The 23,333-nt window shown below is 67.6% G+C and carries 17 protein-coding genes and 3 pseudogenes; 11 read left to right on the forward strand and 9 right to left on the reverse strand.

The features are described 5' to 3' along the window. Positions 1-28: 28 nt before the first annotated feature. Both ABZX86_RS20920 and ABZX86_RS20925 read right to left on the reverse strand, forming a co-directional pair. Positions 29-1,345, reverse strand: a complete 1,317-nt coding sequence (locus ABZX86_RS20920) for a class I SAM-dependent methyltransferase (protein ID WP_327143207.1) — start codon at positions 1,343-1,345, stop codon at positions 29-31. Beyond that, positions 1,342-2,796 carry an FAD-binding oxidoreductase gene (locus tag ABZX86_RS20925; RefSeq protein WP_355125887.1) on the reverse strand — a complete coding sequence of 485 codons (1,455 nt, stop codon included), beginning with the start codon at positions 2,794-2,796 and terminating at the stop codon, positions 1,342-1,344. The genes ABZX86_RS20920 and ABZX86_RS20925 overlap by 4 nt, the downstream gene beginning before the upstream one ends. Before the next feature lie 283 nt (positions 2,797-3,079). Here ABZX86_RS20925 and ABZX86_RS20930 point away from each other — a divergent pair, with 283 nt between their 5' ends. Further along, positions 3,080-3,514 carry an SRPBCC family protein gene (locus ABZX86_RS20930; RefSeq protein WP_355125708.1) on the forward strand — a complete coding sequence of 145 codons (435 nt, stop codon included), beginning with the start codon at positions 3,080-3,082 and terminating at the stop codon, positions 3,512-3,514. Here the strand turns inward: ABZX86_RS20930 and ABZX86_RS20935 are convergent. Continuing rightward, complete coding sequence (locus ABZX86_RS20935) at positions 3,511-3,873, reverse strand: VOC family protein (RefSeq protein WP_355125710.1); 363 nt, start codon at positions 3,871-3,873, stop codon at positions 3,511-3,513. The genes ABZX86_RS20930 and ABZX86_RS20935 overlap by 4 nt on opposite strands. A gap of 15 nt (positions 3,874-3,888) precedes the next feature. Then, positions 3,889-4,749 (reverse strand): MerR family transcriptional regulator, encoded by an 861-nt coding sequence (locus tag ABZX86_RS20940; RefSeq protein ID WP_355125712.1) that lies wholly within the window; start codon positions 4,747-4,749, stop codon positions 3,889-3,891. 116 nt (positions 4,750-4,865) lie between these two features. Between ABZX86_RS20940 and ABZX86_RS20945 the strand changes: the two genes are divergently transcribed. Further along, positions 4,866-5,201, forward strand: coding sequence for a YbaB/EbfC family nucleoid-associated protein (locus tag ABZX86_RS20945; RefSeq protein WP_355125714.1), 336 nt, complete (start codon positions 4,866-4,868; stop codon positions 5,199-5,201). Positions 5,202-5,257: 56 nt separating this feature from the next. Beyond that, complete coding sequence (gene recR / locus ABZX86_RS20950) at positions 5,258-5,866, forward strand: recombination mediator RecR (RefSeq protein WP_327143212.1); 609 nt, start codon at positions 5,258-5,260, stop codon at positions 5,864-5,866. An 89-nt stretch (positions 5,867-5,955) separates the two neighbouring features. On the opposite strand, the gene ABZX86_RS20955 is transcribed toward recR, so the two are convergent. The 3 genes from ABZX86_RS20955 to ABZX86_RS20965 form a co-directional block, all read right to left on the reverse strand. Beyond that, on the reverse strand, positions 5,956-6,147 hold the full coding sequence (locus tag ABZX86_RS20955) for a hypothetical protein (protein WP_355125717.1): 192 nt from the start codon (positions 6,145-6,147) through the stop codon (positions 5,956-5,958). A gap of 211 nt (positions 6,148-6,358) precedes the next feature. Next, entirely contained in the window at positions 6,359-7,000 is a 642-nt protein-coding gene (locus tag ABZX86_RS20960) for a hypothetical protein (RefSeq protein WP_355125719.1), read from the reverse strand. A gap of 76 nt (positions 7,001-7,076) precedes the next feature. Further along, positions 7,077-7,301 carry a hypothetical protein gene (locus ABZX86_RS20965; protein ID WP_355125721.1) on the reverse strand — a complete coding sequence of 75 codons (225 nt, stop codon included), beginning with the start codon at positions 7,299-7,301 and terminating at the stop codon, positions 7,077-7,079. 128 nt (positions 7,302-7,429) lie between these two features. On the opposite strand from ABZX86_RS20965, the pseudogene ABZX86_RS20970 reads away from it, so the two are divergent. From ABZX86_RS20970 to ABZX86_RS21005, 8 genes and pseudogenes are all read left to right on the forward strand, one after another. After that, a pseudogene (locus ABZX86_RS20970) lies at positions 7,430-8,701 on the forward strand (transglutaminase family protein); the annotation flags it as partial. Positions 8,702-9,163: 462 nt separating this feature from the next. Further along, a pseudogene (locus ABZX86_RS20975) lies at positions 9,164-10,201 on the forward strand (transglutaminase family protein); the annotation flags it as partial. Positions 10,202-10,450: 249 nt separating this feature from the next. After that, positions 10,451-11,422: pseudogene (locus ABZX86_RS20980) on the forward strand (transglutaminase family protein); the annotation flags it as partial. A 23-nt stretch (positions 11,423-11,445) separates the two neighbouring features. After that, positions 11,446-14,412 (forward strand): circularly permuted type 2 ATP-grasp protein, encoded by a 2,967-nt coding sequence (locus ABZX86_RS20985; protein ID WP_355125723.1) that lies wholly within the window; start codon positions 11,446-11,448, stop codon positions 14,410-14,412. Further along, entirely contained in the window at positions 14,409-15,284 is an 876-nt protein-coding gene (locus ABZX86_RS20990) for a transglutaminase family protein (RefSeq protein WP_355125725.1), read from the forward strand. Before ABZX86_RS20985 ends, ABZX86_RS20990 begins: the two co-directional genes overlap by 4 nt. A 3-nt stretch (positions 15,285-15,287) precedes the next feature. Continuing rightward, positions 15,288-16,310 carry a putative zinc-binding metallopeptidase gene (locus ABZX86_RS20995; RefSeq protein WP_355125727.1) on the forward strand — a complete coding sequence of 341 codons (1,023 nt, stop codon included), beginning with the start codon at positions 15,288-15,290 and terminating at the stop codon, positions 16,308-16,310. A 175-nt stretch (positions 16,311-16,485) separates the two neighbouring features. Beyond that, complete coding sequence (gene leuA, locus ABZX86_RS21000) at positions 16,486-18,288, forward strand: 2-isopropylmalate synthase (protein ID WP_355125729.1); 1,803 nt, start codon at positions 16,486-16,488, stop codon at positions 18,286-18,288. 270 nt (positions 18,289-18,558) lie between these two features. Next, positions 18,559-20,394: an AAA family ATPase gene (locus ABZX86_RS21005; protein ID WP_355125731.1), complete on the forward strand. Its 1,836-nt coding sequence runs from the start codon at positions 18,559-18,561 to the stop codon at positions 20,392-20,394. A gap of 286 nt (positions 20,395-20,680) precedes the next feature. Here the strand turns inward: ABZX86_RS21005 and ABZX86_RS21010 are convergent, their stop codons facing one another. Together ABZX86_RS21010 and ABZX86_RS21015 are read right to left on the reverse strand one after the other, a co-directional pair. Next, positions 20,681-21,670 (reverse strand): LLM class F420-dependent oxidoreductase, encoded by a 990-nt coding sequence (locus ABZX86_RS21010; protein WP_355125733.1) that lies wholly within the window; start codon positions 21,668-21,670, stop codon positions 20,681-20,683. Between the two features lie 165 nt (positions 21,671-21,835). After that, a complete protein-coding gene (locus tag ABZX86_RS21015; protein ID WP_355125889.1) occupies positions 21,836-22,747 on the reverse strand; it encodes a LysR family transcriptional regulator in 912 nt (303 codons plus the stop codon). Between the last annotated feature and the right edge of the window lie 586 nt (positions 22,748-23,333).

Consider the following 23,333-nt stretch of genomic DNA (forward strand, 5'->3'; position numbering starts at 1 on the left):
TGGCTCAGCCGATTTCAGCCGTTTCGGCTCAGGGCTTCCACCACGGCCGCAGCGGCACCGTCCAGGCCTGATCGTCACCGAGCTTCACGCCCAGCACCTGATGCAGCTGCACCACATTCTTCTCGAAGCCGAGCTGACAGCCGGCCATGTACAGCCCCCACACCTTGGCGGTGCCCTCGCCGACCTCGTCGACGCAGGCCTCCCAGTTCTTCACCAGGTTGTCGCACCATTCGGCGAGGGTGAGCGCGTAGTGCTGGCGCAGGTTCTCCTCGTGCAGCACCTCGAGTCCCACGTTCTGGATCTCGGAGATGATGCGCCCGGAGCCGGCGAGCTCACCGTCGGGGAACACGTAGCGGTCGATGAAGTCGCCCGCCCGGGTGGTGTGCTTATTGTCCGGCCGGGTGATGGTGTGATTGAGGAAGGTGCCGCCGACCCGGAGCTTGGACTGCATGTACTCGAAGTAGGCGGGGTAGTTCTGCACCCCGATGTGCTCGGTGAGGCCGATGGAGGAGACGGCGTCGAATTCGTCTTCGGCCACATCGCGGTAGTCGGAGTGGCGCACCTCGGCGAGCTCGGACAGGCCCTCCTCGGCGATCTTCTGCTGCGCCCATTCGGCCTGTTCGGCCGAGAGCGTGGCGCCGATGACCTTGATCCCGCGCTTGGCCGCGTACCGCACCATGCCGCCCCAGCCGCAGCCGATATCGAGCAGCCGGTCGCCGGGCTTCAGGTTCAGCTTGTCGAAGACCAGCCGGTACTTGTTCTCCTGCGCCTGCTCGAGGGTCCAGGACTCGTCCTCGTACACCGCGCAGGTGTAGGTCATGGAGGTGCCGAGGACGTGCTCGTAGAAGGTGTTCGAGACGTCGTAGTGGTGGTGGATCGCCTCGGCGTCACGAGTCTTGCTGTGCCGCAGGCCTTCCAGCGCGATGCGGCGCCAGCGCGGCAGCGTCTCCTGCGGCGGCGGGGCCACCGGCTTGAGCAGCTCCCAGCCGAGCGAGCGCGCGATGGCGACCAGCTGCATGGCGGTGGGCCGGCGGAACTTCAAGCCCGCCATGGCCTTCAGGAGTTCGTACGGGTCGCCCGCGTGCACGCCGTGCGCGATCATATCGCCGGAGATGTAGGCGCGGGCCATACCCAGATCACCGGGTGCGTTGGCTACGTAGTTCACGCCGCGGGGATGGATGATCTCCAGGCCGAATTCCGAGTCCTCGGGACCGGTGCTGCTGCCGTCGTACGCGGTGAAGCGAATCGGCACCGGGCCGTCGATGAGGGTCTCGAAGATCTCGGCAATGGTGAGCTTCGTTCCGAGCTCGGCGAATACGTCGGAACGATCCTTGAACGTGGTCACTTGCGTTGCACCGCCTTCGAATACAGATCCAGTAAACGAGAATCCGGGTCGTAGGTTCGTTTGAGATTCCGGTACGTGTCGCCGCCGTAGTAGAGGTCGGCGAACTCGTCCAGTTCGTAGTAGGAGTCCGAGTACAGCGACTTGTGGCCGTCGAGAGCGGACACCTCGTGTTCGATGGCGCGATTGGCCGCGCCCTCCGGCTGCCCCGCGGTGGTCGGCACGGCAGACCAGAAGCCGATGTTCACATAGGTGCGATCGGGTTCCAGCGGATAGAGCGGCCAGGGGCGTTCCGGGCCACCCTCCGCGAGCGGAATATTGGCAGGGCCCCGTAAACGCAACGGGCACAACCAGATCGGCTCGATCGGGATCTCGCGCAGGAACCAGTGCAGGAATTCCGCGGTGCGCTCGATGGGCACCTCGATGTCCTGCACCACCCGTTCGCGCGGCAGATTGCCCTGGCGGGCCTCGAGCCGGTCGCCGATGCCGTACTTCTGGTCGAGGGCGATGAGCTTCCAGTAGAAGCTGCTGCGCCGGTACTGCTTCGGCCAGATCTTGCGGATCTTCGGGTTCTGGGCGCCGAACGCGCGCGAGCACCAGAACCAGTCGGTGTCCCAGCGCCACAGATAATCCGCGATGGTGAGCCGGTCGCGTTTGGGCTCGGCCGAATCGTGCTGGATGGACCGGTAGAAGATGCCCTGATCGGTGTAATCGCTGACCGGACCGGTTTCGGCGGTCTGCCGGCCCAGCACCAGATAGCTCTCGTCGGCGGTGAATACCGCGCCGTCGAGGTAGTCGACCTGCTCGTCGGCGTACGAGCGGTCCGCGATGATCTGCGCCATGGTTGTTTCCAGCTCCCGCAGATCATGAAACCGTATGTGCCGCAGTGCCACATACGGTTCGACCACTTCGAGCTGAATTTTCAGGCGGGTGGAGTAGCCCAGCGTCCCGTAGGAGTTCGGGAACCCCCGGAACAGATCGGCGTACTTCCCGTCGGGGGTGGCGGTGACGATCTCGCCCGCCCCGGTGAGCACGTCGATCTCCAGCACCGACTCGTGCGGCAGGCCATTGCGGAAGGAGGTGGACTCGATCCCCAGTCCGGTCACCGCCCCGCCGAGGGTGATGGTCTTGAGCTGCGGCACCACCAGCGGCGCCAGGCCGTACTGCAGGGTGACGGCGACCAGATCCTCATAGGTGGTCATGCCCGCCACATCGGCGGTCCGCGCCTGCGGATCCACCGCTATGACCTGCGTCAATCCGGAAACGTCCAGGCCCGGCGCGGTGCTCTTCGCGCGCGCCCGGAACAGATTGGACGTCTTTTTGGCCAGGCGAACGTTCGCATCGGGCGGAATGGCGCGATACGACGCGAGCAGTCGATCGACCCCAGCCTGATGCGCTGCGAACCCTGATTCCTGCGCGGCCGTTGCGCGGCCGGCCTTCCCCAACAGACTCACTGCCACCCCCGGAACGCTAGCCTGCACGGACCGCTCAGGCCAGCAGGAGGACACCGGCGGGCCGGTTTTTCACGCACAGTTTTCCAATGCCACGGCTGTTGCTACCTGCCGCACTCCGAGTCTATTCCCGGTTGCCCGGTGATTATTATTACCTCAGCTAATGATTAGGTTCGCGTACCGCCGCTGCCCCGTCGGGCGCTGGTCTCGGAGCAGGGCTCGAGGAAGTGATCCGGCGTAACATGACCGGGCGGCACAGGGCACACGGAAACATAAGGAGCACATGGTGGGACAGGTCAGCGCCTCCAGTTCGGTCGTCGTAACGGCAGATCCGACGCGCACTCTCGATGCGATCGCGGATTACGAGTCGGTGCGGCCTCGCATTCTCTCTTCGCACTACCGGGACTACAAGGTGGTTGAGGGCGGCAAGGGTGCCGGCACTGTAGTTGATTGGACGCTGGACGCCACCGAGAAGCGGTCACGCAATGTGCACGCGACCATCTCGGTCTCCGATTCCATGGTGACGGAACGGGATTCGAACTCCTCCATGGTCACCACCTGGACGGTCACCCCGCAGGGTGAGGGCTCGCTGGTCACCACCCGCACCAGCTGGAAGGGCGCCGGCGGGATCGGCGGCATCTTCGAGGGGATCTTCGCGCCGCTCGGCCTGAAGAAGATTCAGGCCGAGGTGCTCGAAAACCTCAAGCGGGAACTCGCTTAATCGGCCGCTTTCTCCACAGCGATATCGAACAGGTTGCCCTCGGGGTCGGCGAAGGTCGACCACCGCACGCCGTACTCGTCGAAATCGGCGATGTGCTTGGCGCCGAGGGCAACCGCACGTTCGTGTGACTCGGGCAGATCGTTCGCGGTCAGATCCAGATGCACCACATTCTTGCCCGGCGTCTTGTCCGGGACCTGGACGAACATGAGTGTCGGAGTGAATCCGGTGCTCTCGCCGACCGTGGCGAAGTGCTCGTTGCCGCCCGGATCGACGGTGCGCTCCAGCAGCTGCGCCCAGAATCCGGCCAGTTCGGCGGCATTCGCGCTGTCGACGGTGATGTTGGCGATCTTCAATGCCATAGCGGTGTCTCCTGTTCAGAGCCGGCCGATGGGCCAGCAGATTTCGGTGAGGTAGTCGGCCGGTTCGGCATCGCCGGGACCGACCAGGTAGAGCTCGCGAATGGGTTCCGCGAGCGCGGTGTCGTGTTCGGCCACATGGGTACCGAGTGCGCCGTAGGTGCGGTCGAAGTCGGTGAACGGGCCGTGATGGACGGCGACGGCGAAGCGGCGGGCGGGCATATCGACCACCGTGCTGATGATTTCGGCACTGCCGCCGAGCGTCCCGGTGATGCCGCCGAGTGTCGCGAAACGCTCCCGGTCCGCCGGTGCGATCGGCACGAAGGCCACCACCTCGCCGAAGTCCTCCTCGAAGAACTCCAGCGCATAGGTCGCCCCGCCGGGTCCGTCCGGCTGTACGCCCGCGATCTCCAGCGCCTGGTACAGCGCGGGGAAGGCGCTCTCGCACCACACGTCGATCGCGTCCCGGGTCACCTTCTCGGTGATGGCGAGCGCGGGATAGCTTGGGAGCGAACGATATTCGATCCGCAACCGAACCTCGCTCGGCGGCAGCAGCAGTGCGCGCAGCGAAGCCACCACATCGCGGGTACGCAGCAGCTCCGCCTCCATGCGCGCCAGATGCGCCCGCAGCGCGGCATCGCGTGCCTCCCGATCCGGTGCGGCCAGTACCGCTTTGATCTCCGGCACCGGCATGTTCAGCTCGCGTAGCCGCCGGATCAGATGCGCCTGCTCCACCTGATCGGTCGAATAGAAGCGGTAGCCGGAGCTGATATCCACTGCGGTCGGCTCCAGGAGCTCGATCTCGTGGTAGTACCGCAGCGCCTTCACGCTGAGATGGCTGAGCCGGGAGAACTCCCCGATCGGGACCGTCGCTGTCATGCCTTCAGCGAACACTCTCCTACCGGGGGAGAGTCAAGACTCGCCGCGCACGGCGACGACTAGGCTGGTGCCGATCGCTTACTAGAGAAGCGCAGGCCCCGCAGAGAGGACGCACCGTGCAACCCGGTGGAGAGTTCGATATCCAGCAGTTGATGGCCCAGGCCCAGCAGATGCAGCAGGCCGTGATGGCCGCACAGCAGGAGATCGCGGAGTCCGAGGTGGACGGCGAGGCGGGCGGTGGCCTGGTGCGCGCCAGGATTCGCGCCACCGGCGAGGTGCTGTCGCTGACCATCGACCCGAAGGTGGTCGATCCGGCGGATGTCGAGACGCTGCAGGACCTGGTCATCGGCGCGCTCAATGACGCCATGGACAATGCGCAGCAGCTGGCCGCCGATCGGCTGGGCCCGCTGGCCGGCGGTCTCGGCGGCGGCGGCGCACTTCCCGGGTTCTGATTCGGGCAGCCGTGTTCTGATCGACGTCGGGGCAAGCCACAGAGAGGTGTGAAGGCGTGTACGAGGGTCCGGTTCAGGATCTCATCGACGAGCTGGGCAAGCTGCCGGGCGTCGGGCCGAAGAGCGCACAGCGCATTGCTTTTCATTTCCTCGCGGTGGAGCCGCCCGAGATCGACCGCCTGCAGGCGGCGCTGCAGAAGGTGCGCGACGGCGTGCGGTTCTGCGCCGTCTGCGGCACCGTCTCCGATGGGGAGCTGTGCCGTATCTGCGCCGATCCGCGTCGCGACCGCACCATGATCTGCGTGGTCGAGGAGCCCAAGGACGTGCAGGCCATCGAGCGCACCCGCGAATTCCGCGGCCGCTATCACGTACTCGGCGGCGCGCTCGATCCACTGTCGGGTGTGGGCCCGGATCAATTGCGCATCCGGGAACTGTTGACGCGCATCGGCAATCAGGACGACGGCGTCGATGTCAGCGAGGTCATCATCGCCACCGACCCCAATACCGAGGGCGAGGCGACAGCCACCTACCTGGTGCGCATGCTCCGGGATTTCCCCGGCCTCAGCGTCACCCGGCTCGCCTCCGGTCTGCCCATGGGCGGCGACCTCGAATTCGCCGACGAATTAACCCTCGGCCGAGCCCTTTCCGGCCGCCGAGTTCTCTAGGCGCCGGACGTCCGGGGAGGCGGAGCCCCCAGGTGTCTCCCCGTCTTGGGGTTCCAGGGGCGTAGCCCCTGAGAGCTATCGAGAGTTGATCACGTCCACACGGGCGGTGCGAGTGCCGCCGGGTGCGGGCACGGGATGTGCTGGCTGTTGCGAGGTACGTCGGCGCCCGCGCCGGTGGCGTGCAATGCGACCACCGCGGCCAGGGCGGCGGCGATTCCGGCCAGGACGGCCAGACTCTTGCGCAACCTCGGGGTGGTGGCTTTTCGTCGGCGTAGCTTCATACGTTCTCTCCTCGCTCCGGGTGAGTTACGAGAACAAGCAGCGTGAAACTTCATGCGGCACGAGACAGCGTGCTACCGCATCGGTGCGTTGTTGCATTAGTGAAAGGCTAGCGTTCCTACACCCGTGCAGACTGGACGGTACGGGTGTAGGAATCCGAATCGAGATGCGGTTGTTACTGCATTGTTCGCGTCCGCTATTGCTCGCGTCCGCTCAGAAGGTGAGGCGCTGCCAATCGAGGACGCCGAAGTTCGAGCGATCATCCAGGGTCCAGGACCAGATCAGGTCGGCCACGGTGTGCGGATCATCGATGCGCACGGTGAAATGCCGGTCCGGCGAACCGTCCCGGTATTCGACGTCGTAGCGCCCGTCCTCGTGCCGGTAGATCTGGATATAGACCTGTTCGGCGCTCTCGACGATCAGGTACGGGCCGGGCGCACTCAGCTCCGGCACCCACCGATGCGCCAGTGCGCTTGTGAGATAAGGGAATTCGCCCGCGCCGCCGTGTGAGACCGTGACCGGCACGGAACCGGCCGGATCGATGATCCAGGCCAGCTGCGGATCGTAGACGGCGTAGCCGCGCGGCGTCGCCAGCTCGAACAGCAGGGCGCGCACATGCCCGATGGCGTCATAGGGGCTGGACACGAACAGTGCGGCGCCGATCGCGCCGTCGACGGCGTCGGCGCTCAGGAACCGATCGTCTTCGGGCAGCTCCGCATTGCGCTTGTCGAGCTCGGCGGCCATCTCGGCGACCGGGTTCGCAGCGGGTTCACCGTCCTGCGCGGTCAGATACGCATCGACGTCGGCGGGCGTCGCGGCAGCGCCGGAGGGCAGCAGAACGTAGTCGTAGCTCACCTGACCAGGCTAGTAGCCGACCGGGGAGGGGCCGCAGCGAGCCCGGCGCCGGACCCGAAACCCGGTGGTGCGCCGGTCAACCCGCCAGGGGACGTCGGGCCATACCGGGCCTGACCAGGTCTTGCGCGCATTCGCAGCCGCCCGCCACATCGGAGCAGTCGGCGCGGAAGGGGTGGCGTAGCCGATCGGTATCGGCGCACGCCCAATCCGTGCACTCGGCGGAACCGTCGGCATGCGCGATCAGTGTCCCGTGACAGTGATCGAGGGCCGATACGCAGAGCGAGCAGGTTGCGTGGCTCATAAAACCTCCTTCGATCGTCGCTGTAAATCCAAGCACTCGGGTGTGACAACTGTGGGAGGTCGCCGCGTGTCGTCCGATCTGTCGGGAATAAGCCCGCGTGTCAGGGCACTGGCGTGGTGAACTTGATTATGGGGATTCGTGTTTCCCTCGAACATCGCACGACGTATACCTTCGACCGCCCCGTGCAGATTCATCCGCACGTGGTTCGTTTGCGGCCTGCGCCGCATACGCGCACGGCCATCGAGGCGTACTCCATGCGGGTCGAGCCTGCCGATCACTGGGTCAACTGGCAGCAGGACGCCTTCGGGAATTTCCTTGCGCGCCTGGTCTTCCACGAACCCGCGACCGAACTCTCGGTGGTGATCGGCCTGGTCGCCGATATGGCCACGATCAATCCGTTCGACTTCTTCATCGAGGAGTACGCCGAGCACTTCCCGTTCACCTACGCGCCGGAGCTGGCCGCCGATCTGGAGCCGTACCTGCGGCCGGTGGACGAGCATCGAACCGGTTCCGGGCCGGGCGAATCGGTGCGCGACTGGGTGCGGCGGAACACACCGCGCGATCGGCCGCGCACCATCGAATTCCTGATCGCCCTGAATCAGGCGCTGCGCCAGGACGTCGACTACACCATCCGGCTGGAACCGGGCGTGCAGACGCCCGATCACACGTTGCGCGCCGCGCTCGGCTCGTGCCGGGATTCGGCCTGGCTGCTGGTGTCCATCCTGCGTGAGTTCGGGCTGGCAGCCCGCTTCGTCTCGGGCTATCTCATCCAACTGGCACAGGATGTTCCGTCACTGGACGGTCCTTCGGGACCGCCCGCCGATTTCACCGATCTGCACGCCTGGACCGAGGTGTATCTGCCCGGTGCGGGCTGGATCGGATTGGATCCCACCTCCGGTCTCTTCGCGGGAGAAGGTCATATCCCGCTCGCCGCGACCCCGCACCCGGTGTCCTCCGCGCCGATCACCGGCGCCACCGATCCGGTCAATGCCACGCTCGATTTCTCCAATACCGTGCGGCGGATCCACGAGGATCCGCGAGTCACGCTGCCCTACAGCGATATCCAGTGGAATCGGATCACCGCCACCGGCGCGGCCATCGATTCGCGCACCAAGGCGGCAGGCATCGGACTCACCATGGGTGGTGAGCCCACCTTCGTCTCCATCGACGATCAGACCGGTGCGGAATGGACCACCGACGCGGACGGCCCGCACAAGCGCCAGCGCGCCGCCGACCTCGCACAGCGCCTGCGCCGCATCTACGCCCCGCGCGGCCTCGTGCAATACCGCCAGGGCAAGTGGTATCCGGGAGAACCCCTGCCGCGCTGGGAAATCGCCACCCTCTGGCGCGCCGACGGCGAAGCCCTCTGGCTCAACCCCGAACTCCTCGCCGACCCCTGGCTGCCCACCGCCGCCCCACCGCGGGCCGTGCCGCCAGGCCGGTCTCCCGCCGCGCCCCAGGACATTGCCCGCGAGCGGCCGGACGATACCGGCGGCGAGCAGCGCAAAGACGTTGGCGGCGAACAGTATGAGAGCGCAGGCCATCGGCAACCGGTGGAGGCGGAGGGCGAACGAGCCGAAGGCGGCGAGCAGCGCGGCGATATCGGCGGCGAACCGGACAGCGAACAGCGCGGCGAAATCGGTGGTGAACTGGACAATAGTGAGCAGCGCGGCGAAATCGGTGGTGAGCAGCACGGGGATGTCGGCGAGCCGGGTGGCGGACAGCCCGTAGTCGGGGGCAGCCGCGAAAGTTATTCGACTGCGGAGCATTCCGCTTCGACGGTGAGTCAGCAGCAGCGGGCTGGTGCTGCGGTCGGGGAGGATGCTGCGGTTTCCGGGCTGCCGTGGCAGGCGGATGCGGCTGCGGCGCGTCTGTTGTTGAGCGAGGTGGCGGACGGACTGGGGTTGCCGCATACGCAGATTCGGCCCGCGTTCGAGGATCCGCTGCTGCGGATGGCGGCGAAAGCGCGTGCGCCGGAGGGGGAACCGGTCGAGTCGGGCGAGGATCTCGCGCCGGAGCAGGATTCGGTGCAGGCGCGCAAGGAGTTGCTGGCCCGGCTCGATGCCGCGGTCACCGAGCCTGTCGCCTATGTGCTCCCGCTGTATCGGCGGGCGGACGAATCCGGGTGGGCGAGTTCGGATTGGCGGCTGCGGCGCGGTCGAATCATGTTGACGGAGGGCGATTCTCCGGCCGGACTGCGGTTGCCGCTCAATGCCATCTCCTGGCATGAGCCGCCGATTCCGTTCGAGGTGGACCCGGTGGTACCGCGCCCGCAGCCGCTCGCCGCGTATGAACCGCCCGCCGTGATCGAACCCGCCGATCGGGCGCCGATCACCGCGCTGGTGGTCGAGGTGCGGGACGGCCGGCTGTGCGTATTCCTGCCGCCCGTCGAGGAATTGGAAGCCTTCTTCGATCTGGTGTGCCGGGTGGAGGCGGCCGTGGTCGCGGTGGGTCAGCCGATCGTGCTGGAGGGTTATGCGCCGCCGGTCGACACCCGGCTGCACAGCCTGTCCATCACGCCGGATCCGGGCGTGATCGAGGTCAATATCCAGCCGACCGGCAGCTTCGCAGAGCAGTCCCGTCTGCTCGAAACCCTGTACGAGCAGGCGAGATTGGCGCGTCTGAGCACCGAGACCTTCGATATCGACGGTACGCACAGCGGCACCGGCGGCGGCAATCACATCACGCTGGGCGGTCGCACCCCGGCGCAGTCACCGCTGCTGCGCCGCCCTGATCTGCTGGTCTCCATGCTCACCTACTGGCAGCGCCACCCGGCACTGTCCTACCTGTTCTCCGGTCGCTTCATCGGCCCGACCTCGCAGGCGCCGCGGGCGGACGAATCGCGTCCGGACTCCCTCTACGACCTGGAGATAGCGTTCGCGGAGATCGCTCGGCTGTCACAGCGCAACACCGCTGGAAGCGGTTCGGCCACAGCTGGATTCGGCTCGGCCACCGGCGGCTCGATGGTGGCTGCGAGCGGTTCGGCCGCCGGCGGCGCAGGGACCGGCGTCCACGGCTCGACCGCCGGCACGCACGGCTCGACCGCCGGCACGCACGGCTCGACCGCCGGCGTGCACGGCTCGACCGCCGGCACGCACGGCTCGACCGCAGGTGCGCGCGGCTCGGGCGGCGGCGGTGAAAGCGCCGCCGCCCCATGGATGGTGGATCGCGCCCTGCGGCATCTGCTGACCGATCTCACCGGCAATACCCACCGCGCCGAATTCTGCATCGACAAGCTGTACAGCCCGGACTCCGCGCGCGGGCGGCTCGGATTGGTGGAATTGCGCGGCTTCGAGATGCCGCCGCACTTCCGCATGGCCATGGTGCAGTCGCTGCTGGTGCGGGCGCTGGTGCTGCGGTTCTGGGAGCGGCCGTATACCGCGCCGCTACTGCGGCACGGGGCGAATTTGCACGGCCGATATCTGCTGCCGCACTTCCTGATCGCCGATATGTCCGAGGTCGCGGCCGATCTGCGCGCGCACGGCATCGATTTCGATATCAGCTGGCTGGATCCGTTCACCGAATTCCGTTTCCCGCGCATCGGCACGGTGGTACACGGGGGTATGGAGCTCGAACTGCGCGGCGCCATCGAACCGTGGAACACGCTGGGGGAGCAGACCACGCTCTCCGGCACCGCTCGCTATGTGGACTCCTCGGTGGAGCGCCTGCAGCTGCGGGTCGTCGGCGGCGATCGCGGCCGATACCTGATCACCTGCAATGGTTTTCCGGTACCGCTGCTGGCCACCGACAAAGCGGATGTGCAGGTGGCGGGCGTGCGCTTCCGGGCCTGGCAGCCGCCGAACTCGCTGCACCCGTCGATCACGGTGGATGCGCCGCTGGTCTTCGATGTGATCGATCTGGAGGCGGGGGTATCCCTGGGCGGGTGCACCTATTACGTATCGCATCCCGGCGGCATGTTCTATCCGTCGCCGCCGGTGAATGCGATGGTGGCGCAATCTCGGCGCAATCGTCGGTTCGAACCGAACGGCCACACCCCCGGCCCGGTCGATATCGCGGATCTGCGCGCCAAATCGGCCATCCAGGCCACCGATGTCGGTGCGCCTGGGATCCTCGATCTACGCCGGGCACGCACGGTGTGGGGCATGACCGGCGACCGGTAGGCACACCCTGGGAAGTGGTAGCGGTGACAGTGTTCGACACGACGCCACCCGATGACGCCACGGCCGGCGGGCCCCACGGCTGGGGCGCCCCGGCCGGTGCGGGGGTGGCCGGCGAGTATGCGAAATACCGTGCGGCGGCGGCCGATACCGGTGCTTTCGACGCCTGCGGGCTGCCCACGGACGGCTACTACGACGAACTGGTGAACGGCGGCGGACGGCTGCGCCCGATCTGGTCCGAACTCTCCACCGACTTCCTGGAGCAGGGTCGCGACGGGCTGCACGCACTCGATTCCCGGGTGCGGCGGCTGATCGAGGACGACGGCATCACCTACACCGAGCTCGGCGCCACCGCGAACGAGCCCGCCGCACCGCGACTCTGGCGGCTCGACCCGATTCCGCTGCTGCTGTCCGCCGAGGACTGGACCACCCTGGAGGCGGGCGTGGCACAGCGCTCGCGACTGCTGGATGCCGTGCTGACCGATGTGTACGGAGCGCGCCGCACCCTCACCGCGGGACTGCTCCCGCCGCAGGTGGTGTTCGGGTGCGGCGGGTATATGCGTGCCGCGCACGGGATTTCGCTGCCCGGACGGCATCAGCTGTTTCTGCACGCCTGCGATATCAGCCGCTGGAGCGATGGGCAGTTCCGGGTGCTGTCGGACTGGGCGCAGGCGCCGTCCGGCGCGGGTTATGCGATCGCGGATCGGCGCGTGGTGGCCTCGGCCATTCCGGAGGCCTTCGAACTGGCCAGTCCGCTGCCGATCACGCCGTTCGTGCGCGCCATGCGGCTCATGCTCGTGGAGGCCGCGCCGCACGCTGCCGACGAGGAACCGGTGGTCGTGGTGCTGAGCCCGGGGCCGCAGTCCGAAACCGCCTTCGATCAGGCATATCTCGCGTCGGTACTGGGTTTCCCGCTGGTGGAGAACGCCGATCTGGTGGTGCGGGACGGACGGCTGTGGATGCGTTCGCTCGGTACGCTCAAACAGGTCGATGTGGTGCTGCGCCGGGTGGACGCCGAATTCTCCGATCCGCTGGATCTGCGGCCGGATTCGCGCCTGGGCGTGGTGGGTCTGGTGGAGGTGCTGCGCCGGGGCGCGGTCACGGTGGTGAATACGCTCGGCAGCGGACTGCTGGAGAGCCCCGCTCTCGCCGCGTTCCTGCCGCAACTCTCGCGTGCGCTGCTGGATGAGGAGCTGAAACTTCCGAGCATCGAAACCTACTGGGGTGGAGACGATTCCGCGCGCTCGCAGCTCATCGCCCAATTGCCGCGCCTGATTCTGCGCTCCACCGTCGACGGCACCACGGTTTTCGGGCACCTGCTCACGGCGGCACAGCGCGCCGAGTGGCGAGCCCGCATCAACGCCGAAGGCTGGAAGTGGGTGGGCCGCGAGCCCGCCCGCTTCTCGGTGGCTCCCGCCGTCTCCGGTTCCGGGGATCTGCACGCGGCCCCCGTCGCCGTCCGGCTCTTCTCGCTGGCCGGCCGGGTCGGATACCGCGTCATGGCAGGCGGACTCGGCCAATTGCATCAGCGCACCGGCCCCGACGGCATGATCGGCGAAGCGGCCGCCAAGGACATCTGGGTCCGTGCCCTTCCCGCCGACGTCCCCGCCGTCGATGTCCTGGAGGAGCGCGAACGCCGCGCCCCGGCCGCCCCCGCCCTGGACGTCATCAGTTCTCCCCGCGTCCTCAACGACCTCTTCTGGATGGGCCGCTACAGCGAACGCGCCGAATCCACCGTCCGCCTCCTCGGCGCCACCCACGACCGTCACCAGGACTACCGCTACCGCCCCTGGATGGAAGGCGCCGAAGCCATGCCCATCCTGGTAGCCGCCCTCGGCCACATGACCGGCACCACCCCGCCCCTCCCCAGAACCTCTGCAGCCCAGCAGGAATCACTCCCGGAGAATCCGGAACCGATTGCGGAGCAGACCGGTTCGTGGCAACGACAAAGCGCAACCGGGCAGTCGCAGGGCTCGGGCGGCCAGTCGCAGAGCTCCGGCGGCCAGTCGCAGGGTTCGGCGGGGCAGTCGCAGGGTTCGGGAAGGCAGTCGCAGGGCTCGGGAAGGCAGTCGCAGGGCGCGGGTGGTCAATCGCAAGGACCGGGTGGGCAGCAGCAGGGCTCGGGTGGACTGCGGCCGAGCCGGCGGGAGTATTCCGATCAGCCGACAATGCCGATCGCATTGCCGGGGGCTTCGCGGCGGGACCATGCGTATCTGGTGTCGTTGACGGTGGATCGGGAGTTGCCGGGGTCGCTGGCCTATGCGGTGGAGCGGTACGGGCAGGCGGCGCGGGCGGTGCGCGATCAGCTTTCGCCGGATACCTGGATGGTGCTGGGCTCGCTCGACCGGGCGCTGTCGGAATACCGTGGGACGCGCGGGGATCGGGGAGCGGCGCTGTCTGCGGTGCATTCGCGGGCCCTGGCCGCGCTGCTGTCGCTGTCGGGCATCGACGCGGAATCGACTGTGCGCGATACCGGTTGGCATGTGATGGATATCGGACGGCGGATCGAACGGGGACTCGCCCTGTCATCGCTGCTCGCGGCCGCCCTCACCGACACCTATCCGGAGCCGATCGGCCGGGTGGTCGTCGACGCGGTGCTGCAGGCGACCGTGTCCGCGGTGAGTTATCGCCGCCGCCACCGGGATTCGGTGCGATTGTCCGCTGTTGCGGGCTTGCTGCTGTTCGATTCGAGCAATCCGCGCTCGCTCGCCTATCAGCTCGAGCGTCTCGAAGCCGATTTCCTTGCGCTGCCCGCGGCCTCCGGATCCTCACGCCCGCAACGCCTGTTGACCGATGCTCAGCGCATGCTGCGCCGGGTCGATCCCGCCGATCTGGAGATCGTCGACGCCACCGGCTGCTACACCGAACTCGCCGAACTGCTCGACGGCGTTCACCTGCGGCTGCGCAAGATATCCGAATCCTTCGAGACCACAAGGCTTTCGGTGCCACGTGAAACACAGCCGCTGTGGGGCACCACCCGGGTGGTGGGGTGAGGGTGCGCCGCTATCGGGTATTGCATCGCACGATCTACGTGTACTCGGACGTGGTCTCCAGTTCGTACGGTCGCGCCTATCTGACGCCCCGTGAATTTCCCGGTCAGCGCCTGCTGTCGCACGACGTCCGGATCGATCCGGTGCCTTCGGACCGTTCGGTCGGCGCGGATGTGTACGGCAATACCACCCTGTATTTCCATGTCACCGCCGAACATCGCCGCCTGGAGGTGACCGGTGAATCGATGGTGGAGGTGAGCAGCCGGCTCCCGCCGCCGGACTCCGTCCCGTGGGAGCAGGCCCGCCCCGGCATCGAAAACGGCCCGCTCGCGGTGGAATTCACCATGGATCTGAATCCGCCGGAGCTCAATCCCGAGATCGCCGCCTATGCCGCCGAATCGTTCCCGCCGGGTCGCCCGCTACTCGAGGCGGTCACCGAGCTGACGGATCGCATCTACACCGACTTCACCTACAAATCCGGTTCCACCACCGTGAGCACCCGCGTCGCCGATGTCTTCATCGCCCGCAAGGGCGTCTGCCAGGATTTCGCCCGCCTCGCCATCGCCTGCCTGCGCTCGCAGGGCCTGGCCGCCCGCTACGTCTCCGGCTATCTGGCTACCAACCCGCCACCCGGCAAGCCCCGCCTGATCGGCGCGGACGCCACGCACGCCTGGGCGGCGGTATGGCTGCCCGGCGGTTCCGGCCACTGGATCGATTTCGACCCCACCAACAATAAATTCGCCGACGAGCGCTACGTGACCCTGGCCTGGGGCCGCGACTACGCAGACGTGCCGCCGGTGCGCGGCATCATCTACACCGACGCGAAGGAGAGCACCATTACCGTGTCCGTCGACGTCGCTCCAGTCGAGGTGTGAGCTATGCGTGATTTCAACTGCCCCCGATGCGGCCAGCGCCTAGCCTTCGAGAACTCGCTGTGCCTGAGTTGCCGCAGCCCACTCGGTTTCAGTCTGGCCGAGCGAACGCTCCTGGTGCTGGCGAGTGAATCCGCTCCCGCGAACGGCGGCACCGTGGCTGCCTCGGAGTTCCGATTGTGCTCCAACCAGCATGTTGCGCAATGCAATTGGCTGGTCAAGGCCGGGCCCGGCACGGTGCTGTGCGAATCCTGCCGCCTCACCCGCACCCGCCCCGCCGATCAGGACGACAAATGGCTGGCGGCGTTCGCCGAGGCCGAGACCGCCAAGCGCCGCCTGGTCCTGGAGCTCACCGAACTCGGCCTGCCCATTGTGGACCGGGTCGCCGATCCGGAGTCCGGCCTCGCCTTCGACCTGCTGGCCAGTGCCGAGGAACCGGTCATGACCGGCCACGACAATGGCGTCATCACCCTCGATCTGGCCGAGAGCGACGATGTGCACCGCGAGCAACTCCGCATCGAGATGGACGAGCCGTACCGCACCCTGCTCGGCCACTTCCGCCACGAGATCGGCCACTACTACTTCCCGGTCCTGGTCGCAGGCGCCGACCTGGATCGCTCCCGCGCCCTGTTCGGCGACCCCTTCGCCGACTATCAGGAGGCGCTGGACCGGCACTACTCCGAGGGTCCGCCGCGCGGCTGGGAGTCCAGTCACGTCTCCTCGTACGCCACCATGCATCCGGCCGAGGACTGGGCCGAAACCTTCGCCCACTACCTGCACATCCGGGACACCCTCGATACCGCCGCGGCTTTCGGTTTCGCCCCGGCAGGCGCGACCCTGGACCGTCCGCAGCTGGGCGAGGCCGGTTTCGACCGCATCACCGAACTGTGGCTGCCGCTGACCTGGGCGCTCAATATGGTCAACCGGTCCATGGGACACCCCGATCTGTATCCGTTCGTGCTGGCCGGGCCGGTGCTCGACAAGATGCGATTCATCCATGAACTCTGCGCGCGTCCGGCAGATAGCTAGCCGGGCTTCCGGGCACTCATTGCCGCCCTGTAAACTCGTGATCATCATGCAGCGGGCAAGCCTTCTCCTCGGCCGCCGCGACGGGGTCTGATACGGACCGGCGCCCGTCGCGGGTGCTAGTCGTGCCGGTCTACCCCAACCCTGGGATCCAGCCACACTCTCGGAGATAATCGCCATGTCACCCGCTGATGCTTTCGTTTCCGGCTCTCGCACGATCAATGTGCCGAGCAAGCCCGCTCCTGCCGACCAGCCTGCCTGGAATACGCAGAAGAACTCCTCCATGCCGACCTTCCGGTACCGGCCGTTCGCCGAGGAGGTCGAGCCGATCACGCTGCCCGACCGCACCTGGCCGAACAAGATCATCGACCGCGCGCCGTCCTGGTGCGCCGTGGATCTGCGCGACGGCAATCAGGCGCTGATCGACCCGATGAGCCCGGCGCGCAAGCGGCGCATGTTCGATCTGCTGGTCCGTATGGGCTACAAGGAGATCGAGGTCGGGTTCCCCGCGGCCAGCCAGACCGATTTCGACTTCGTCCGCGAGATCATCGAGGACGGCGCGATTCCGGACGATGTCACCATTCAGGTGCTGACGCAGTCCCGCGCCGAGCTGATCGAGCGCACCTTCGAGGCCTGCAACGGCGCCCCGCAGGCCATCGTGCACTTCTACAACTCGACCTCGATCCTGCAGCGCCGCGTGGTCTTCCGCGCGGACCGCGAGGCCGTGAAGAAGATCGCCACCGACGCCGCGTCGCTGTGCCTGGAGATCGAGAAGAAGTATCCGGACACCAATTGGCGCTACGAGTACAGCCCGGAGTCCTACACCGGCACCGAGCTGGATTACGCACTGGACGTGTGTGATTCGGTCTCCGCGATCATCGCGCCGACCCCCGAGAAGCCGCTGATCATCAACCTGCCGGCGACCGTGGAGATGGCGACCCCGAACGTCTACGCCGATTCCATCGAGTGGATGAGCCGCAATCTGGCTCGCCGCGATTCCATCGTGCTGTCGCTGCATCCGCACAATGACCGCGGCACCGCCGTGGCCGCCGCCGAACTGGGTTACCAGGCCGGCGCGGATCGCATCGAGGGCTGCCTGTTCGGCAATGGTGAGCGCACCGGCAATGTCTGCCTGGTGACGCTGGGGATGAATCTGTTCTCGCGCGGTGTGGATCCGCAGATCGACTTCAGCAATATCGACGAGATCCGCCGCACGGTCGAATACTGCAACCAGCTGCCGGTGGCCGAGCGCCACCCGTACGGCGGCGATCTGGTCTACACCGCGTTCTCCGGATCGCATCAGGACGCCATCAACAAGGGCCTGGACGCCATGAAGACCGCCGCCGACGCCGCGGATTCCGATGTGGCCGATATGACCTGGGCGGTCCCGTACCTGCCCATCGATCCGAAGGATGTCGGCCGCACGTACGAGGCTGTCATCCGGGTGAATTCGCAGTCCGGCAAGGGCGGGGTCGCCTACATCATGAAGACCGATCACGGGCTGGTGCTGCCGCGCCGCCTGCAGATCGAGTTCTCGCAGGCCGTGCAGAAGATCACCGACGGTGAGGGCGGCGAGGTCACCCCGAAGGAGATGTGGGATGTCTTCTCCGAGGAGTACCTGACCCCGATCCTGCCGCTGGAGCGCATCCGCCAGAAGGTCACCGCCTCCGAATTGGACGGCGGCGTCGATCACATCGAGGCCGTGGTCAAGGTGGACGGCGTGGAACAGGCCATCGCCGGTGAGGGCAACGGCCCGCTCGCCTCGTTCGTGGATGCGCTGGCGACCATCGGTTACGACGTGCGCGTGCTGGATTACAGCGAGCACGCCATGTCCTCCGGTGACGACGCCCAGGCCGCGGCCTACGTCGAATGCGCGATCGGCGACAAGGTGACCTGGGGCGTGGGCATCGCCACCTCGATCACCACCGCTTCCTTGCGTGCCGTGGTTTCCGCGGTAAACCGCGCAGCCCGCGAGAGCTGAGCAGAGCTACACGACGAGCCCGCTCCGGATTGTCCGGGCGGGCTCGTCGAATTTCCGGGCCGATCGGCCCGGGGGAGGGCGAGCGCGCCTGCGGGCCAAAGCTTTTCATAGCCGATTCGCATGATCACTTCGATGAACTCTCGGTTGCGGCGCAGTTGCGGAGGGGTGCGAAGGTTTACCAGGCCCGGGTATGGGCCGGTCGGCAATGCTAGCGTTGGATTGCATTAGCGCCGAGCTCTCTGTTCGAGCTGTCGAGCAGATGGGGGACACGTGACCACGAACGATCAGAATTCGAAGTCGAAGCCCGCGCCGGGCACGACCGGGGATGGCGACGACGTCAAGGACGACGCCGCATCCGCCGGGGCTGCGCCGGAGCCGGGTAAGGGCGCCGCGGAGTCGCCGGGCGAGGGTGAGCAGCCGGGGTCGGGGTTCTTCCCGCCGGTTCCCGACTCGATCGAGCAGACCACCGCCTTCCCGGCCGAGGGCGGGCAGTTCGCGCAGCCGTACGGCCAGGGGCAGCCGAACCCGTTCGCGCCGCAGGGCCCTGGTGACGGGCCGAATCCCTTTGCGCCCGGCGGGTTCCCGCCCGCGGGGCCGTACGGTGCTCCGGGTCCGTTCGCGGGCGGTCCGAACGGACCGTTCGAGGGGCAGGGTCCGTTCGCCGGACCAGGGCCCAACGGTCCGGGTGGGCCGTACCAGCAGGGGTTCCAGAACTCCGGCAATCATCAGATGCCGGATGCCGGGCAGTTCGCGCCGCCGCCGAATCCCGGTGCGCCGGGTGCGTTCCCGCCGCCCGAGGGCACCTACGGCGAGGTCCGCGACAACACTCCGTACGGTGAGATCCGGCAGGAAATCGGCAGCGACGGCATGGTTCGCCGAGTGTTTCCCGATCAGCCCGCGCCGCCGGAGCCGGGTGCGCCCGGTCCGGGCGGAGCGCCCGGGCAGTTCGGTGGACCGGGGCAGCAGTTCGCGCCGGGCAATGATCAGCCGGGTGGGCCTATCTACAGCTGGTCCCCGCCGCCCGCGCAGCAGCAGCCGATGCAGCAGGGCGGTCAGCCGCCGATGCCGCCGGGTGGCTATCCGCCGCAGGGCTGGAACGGTCAGCCGCCGCAGGGCTTTCCGATGCAGCAGGGCGGTTTTCAGCAGCCGCCGCCTCCGGGGCATTCGGTCAATGATCTGAACCTGTTGAAGCGGGCGCGCCGGGCGCCGCGCAGCGGGTGGCGCCGGGCCGTGCACAAGGCCTCCGGCGGTGTGATCAACCCGGGTGAGTCGCCCGCGGATGTGGTGCACGCGCAGCTGGTGGATCGGGTCAATCAGCCGGTGCGCGGTGATTACCGCATTGCGATCCTGTCGCTCAAGGGCGGTGTCGGAAAGACCACCACCACAGTCGGTCTCGGTTCCACCTTCGCTTCCGAGCGCGGTGACCGGGTCATTGCCATCGACGCCAATCCGGACCTGGGCACCCTGGCCCACCGGGTGCCGCGGCAGACCCGCTCCACGGTGCGGAACCTGCTGGAGGACAACCACATCTCCCGCTACTCCGATGTGCGCGCCCACACCTCGCAGGCGCCCAGTCGCCTGGAAGTGCTTGCCAGTGAGCAGGATCCGGCGGTTTCGGAGGCGTTCAGCGAGGCCGACTACCGCAAGGCCATCGGCATCCTGCAGCAGTTCTACAACATCATCCTCACCGACTGCGGTACCGGACTGATGCATTCGGCCATGTCGGGCGTGCTCGATATGGCGAGCTCGCTGGTGCTGGTGACCTCGCCCGCCATCGACGGCGCGCGCAGCGCCTCGGCCACCCTGGACTGGCTCGATCACCACGGCTACCACAAGCTGGTGGAACGAACCGTGGTGGTGGTCAACGCTTCTCGCAAGGGTTCCTCGACCGTGGACCTGGATCAGCTCCGCAAGCTCTTCCTGGACCGCACCCGCGCCGTCCAGGTGGTGCCCTTCGACGATCACCTCGCCGAAGGCGCGGAGATCGACCTCGAACTGGTCGGCAAACCCACCCGCCAGGCCCTCCTCGAGCTGGCCGCCATGGTCGCCGACGACTTCGGCTACCACGCCAACCGTCAGAGTCAGCCCCCGCACCAGCAGCGCTGACCCGAACCCCCACCCCCCCGCAACACAAACCAACGCCCCGCGGCAACAAGCCGCGGGGCGTTGGCTGTTCAGCATGCACCATCCCATCCCGGCGCATACTCCCTCCGTCATCCCCGGTGCATACTCCCTCCGTCATCCCGGCATGCTTCTGGCCGGGATCCACACCCGCAGCTGCCAAGTCGGCGTGCCGCGCGGGAAAATCGCATCGAACAGCCGTGACTCGGCGGGACAGCCGCCATCGGGGCTGTGCGGCGAGGGCACGGGCTATGTGGTCGTGCGGGGTGGGTCAGGCGTGGACGAGGGGGGAGAGGGCGCGGCCGGCCAGTTCTACGGTGCCGGGCTCGTGGCCGCCGGTGACGAGGTTGACGATGAGGCCGTCGATGCCGTGGTCGAGGACTCGGGTTTGGAACTGTTCGGCGATCTCGTCGGGCGTGCCGACGAATTGGCGGTCGGCGGGGGACTGGCGCAGAGCCTCGGCGGGCAGGGAGGACAGGTCGGCAATGCCTTGGCGGGCAAGCAGATCGGCTTGGATCTTGCGGGCGCGGTCGCCGTCCTCATCGACGATGACGAAGGCCAGGAAGCTGGTTTCCAGCGTCTTCGGATCGCGGCCGGCCTCGTCGAGGCGGGCGTGCAGGGCCTCGAGTTTGCGGGGGATCTCGGAGGCGTTGCAGATGATATTGAGGTGATCGGCGAAGCGGGCGGCCAGGGCGAAGGTCTTCTTCTCGCCGCCACCGCCGAGCATGATCGGCAGGTCGTCGCGGACGCGGGGCTCGTTCATGGCGTCCTTGGTGTGGTACCACTTGCCGTCGAAGGTGGAATGCTCGCCGCGCAGCATCGGCGTGATGATTTCGAGGGCTTCCTCCAGGCGTTCGAAACGCTCGGTGAAGGTCCCGAATTCGAAGCCGTAGGCCTGGTGCTCCAGCTCGAACCAGCCCGCGCCGATGCCGAGCACGGCCCGGCCGCGGCTCACCACGTCCAGGGTGGTGACGGTCTTGGCGGTGAGTGCCGGATTGCGGTAGGTATTGCCGGTCACCAAGGCGGACAACTGGATTCGCTCGGTGGAGGCCGCCAGACCGGACAGCGCGGTGTACGCCTCCAGCATGGGCTCGCTGGGCGCGCCGATCAGTGGCAGCTGATAGAAGTGGTCCATGACGAAGGCGGCGTCGAATCCCGCGGCCTCCGCCTCGCGCGCCTGCGCGACAACCGCCGGGAACAGGTCGCGCCCCGGCACTCCGTAGCTGAAGTTTGGCATTTGGTATCCGAGACGAATGCTCATGCGGTCAACGCTATGACCTGGAGTGCACTCCAAGTCAAGAGCTGCGGCGGTATGGCGCGGCGGGTGGTGTGGCCGGCGGTGCCCCCGCGCGCGGGCGGGTGCCGGAGCTACGGCCGGACTGCGCCGCCACGGCGGCCCATCGCAGCGAATGATCCAGTCGCGCAGTTACTTTTGCTGATCGTCCGGCCCTGTGGCCCTGCGGGCGGCGGCCTGGAATGCGGCCAGCACCGTGGCCACCGCGGGACGCTTCTCGGCGTGCGGGCGGGTGGCCAGGTCGTAGAGGCGGGCGGCGCGGACGCCGGCCAGGCGGAGCATGACCACGTCCGGGTGGCGCACCGCGTGCCGGGGCATGAGGGCGATGCCGTAGCCCGAGGCGACCAGCGCTTCGATCACGGTGAAGTCGTTGAGCCGCTGGGCAATTCGGGGTTGCACACCGGTGACGGTGGCAATGGAGCGCAGCACGTCGTCGACCGGGAATCCGCCGCGCACACTCAGCCAGGTCTCGTCGGCGAGTTCGGCGGGCACCACCGCGCCGTGTCCGGCCAGTCGATGATTCGGCCCGACCACCACGTCGATCGGCTCCCGCATGAGCACCCGCGAGGCCACCCGCGGCCCGCCGATCGATGCCGCCCGTTCGTCACGGTGGGTGAGCACCACGTCGTAATCGGCCAGCAATCGCGGCACTTCGACCGCCGGCACATCCTCGTCCCGAGCCACCATCTCCACTCCGCTGCTGGCCAATTCGGCCAGCACCCGCGGCAGCAACAGCGCAGCCCCCGACGGGAACAGCGCCACCCGCACCTCCCCCCGCGGCGACCCGCGATAGGACGCCATCTCCGCCGCCGCCTTGTCCATGGCCGCCAGCACCTCATCCGCCCGCACCACCAGCGCCCGCCCCGCATCGGTCAACCGCACCCGCCGCCCATCCGGCTCCAGCAGCGCCACCCCCGCCTCCCGTGCCAGCACCTTCAACTGCTGCGACACCGCCGACGGCGTCATCGACAAGGCCGCCGCCACCGCCGCCACCGTCCCCCGATCCGCCAACTCCCGCAAAACCCGCAACCGCTCGATCGCCATCCCCGTACCGCCGCGACTCTGGGCGAGCTCCGAATCATCCACGCGCACTGTGCCTTCCGATCCCTTGCTGGATCCTCTGCTCGCGTCGGGCGGGTGGGAAGCGCTGCCGGTCACGGCACCCGAAGCCGGGCCACCTCGCAGCGTGCCGGTATCGGAAGACTCGCTGTCGGTCTCAGCGTGGGACGTTTCGGTCGTGTCATGCTCGTCGTCGCCGAGGGGGGCCGCCTCACCGCGCCCGGGGCGTGTGCGCGCGCTCGATGCTCTCGGCCTGCGGGTGGCGGAAGTGGACGGCTCGAGGGCGGTGTCCGCTCTGCCGCCGTCGGTGGTCGCGCCGCGAGTGCTGTGGCCGGCGGGCGCCGGGGTGATTCGGCGGGGCCGGGCAGGGGTGCGCGGGGCGGGGTCGGGAATCGACTGGGTGGTTGTGGCGGGGTCGGGTGGGAGGGCGGCGGTGGGTGGTTGGATGCGGCGTGGGGGTGGGACGGTGCGCGGTGGGTGGGGTGTGGGGTCTTCGGGGTGGGGCATAGGTAAGTTTTACTACATTGTTGGTGTGGATATATTCGATTGTTCTTACCTATTGGCGGCCGCA

Source organism: Nocardia sp. NPDC006630 (assembly GCF_040611495.1).
Taxonomy (GTDB): domain Bacteria; phylum Actinomycetota; class Actinomycetes; order Mycobacteriales; family Mycobacteriaceae; genus Nocardia.

What these genes read in the sequence shown, in the direction of transcription:
- ABZX86_RS20940 (WP_355125712.1), bottom strand. Translation starts at nt 4,749, where the DNA reads ATGACAGCGACGGTCCCGATCGGGGAGTTCTCCCGGCTCAGCCATCTC.
- ABZX86_RS20995 (WP_355125727.1), top strand. Translation starts at nt 15,288, where the DNA reads ATGCGTGATTTCAACTGCCCCCGATGCGGCCAGCGCCTAGCCTTCGAG.
- ABZX86_RS20965 (WP_355125721.1), bottom strand. Translation starts at nt 7,301, where the DNA reads ATGAGCCACGCAACCTGCTCGCTCTGCGTATCGGCCCTCGATCACTGT.
- ABZX86_RS20955 (WP_355125717.1), bottom strand. Translation starts at nt 6,147, where the DNA reads ATGAAGCTACGCCGACGAAAAGCCACCACCCCGAGGTTGCGCAAGAGT.
- ABZX86_RS21010 (WP_355125733.1), bottom strand. Translation starts at nt 21,670, where the DNA reads ATGAGCATTCGTCTCGGATACCAAATGCCAAACTTCAGCTACGGAGTG.
- ABZX86_RS20935 (WP_355125710.1), bottom strand. Translation starts at nt 3,873, where the DNA reads ATGGCATTGAAGATCGCCAACATCACCGTCGACAGCGCGAATGCCGCC.
- leuA (WP_355125729.1), top strand. Translation starts at nt 16,486, where the DNA reads ATGTCACCCGCTGATGCTTTCGTTTCCGGCTCTCGCACGATCAATGTG.
- ABZX86_RS21015 (WP_355125889.1), bottom strand. Translation starts at nt 22,747, where the DNA reads ATGGCGATCGAGCGGTTGCGGGTTTTGCGGGAGTTGGCGGATCGGGGG.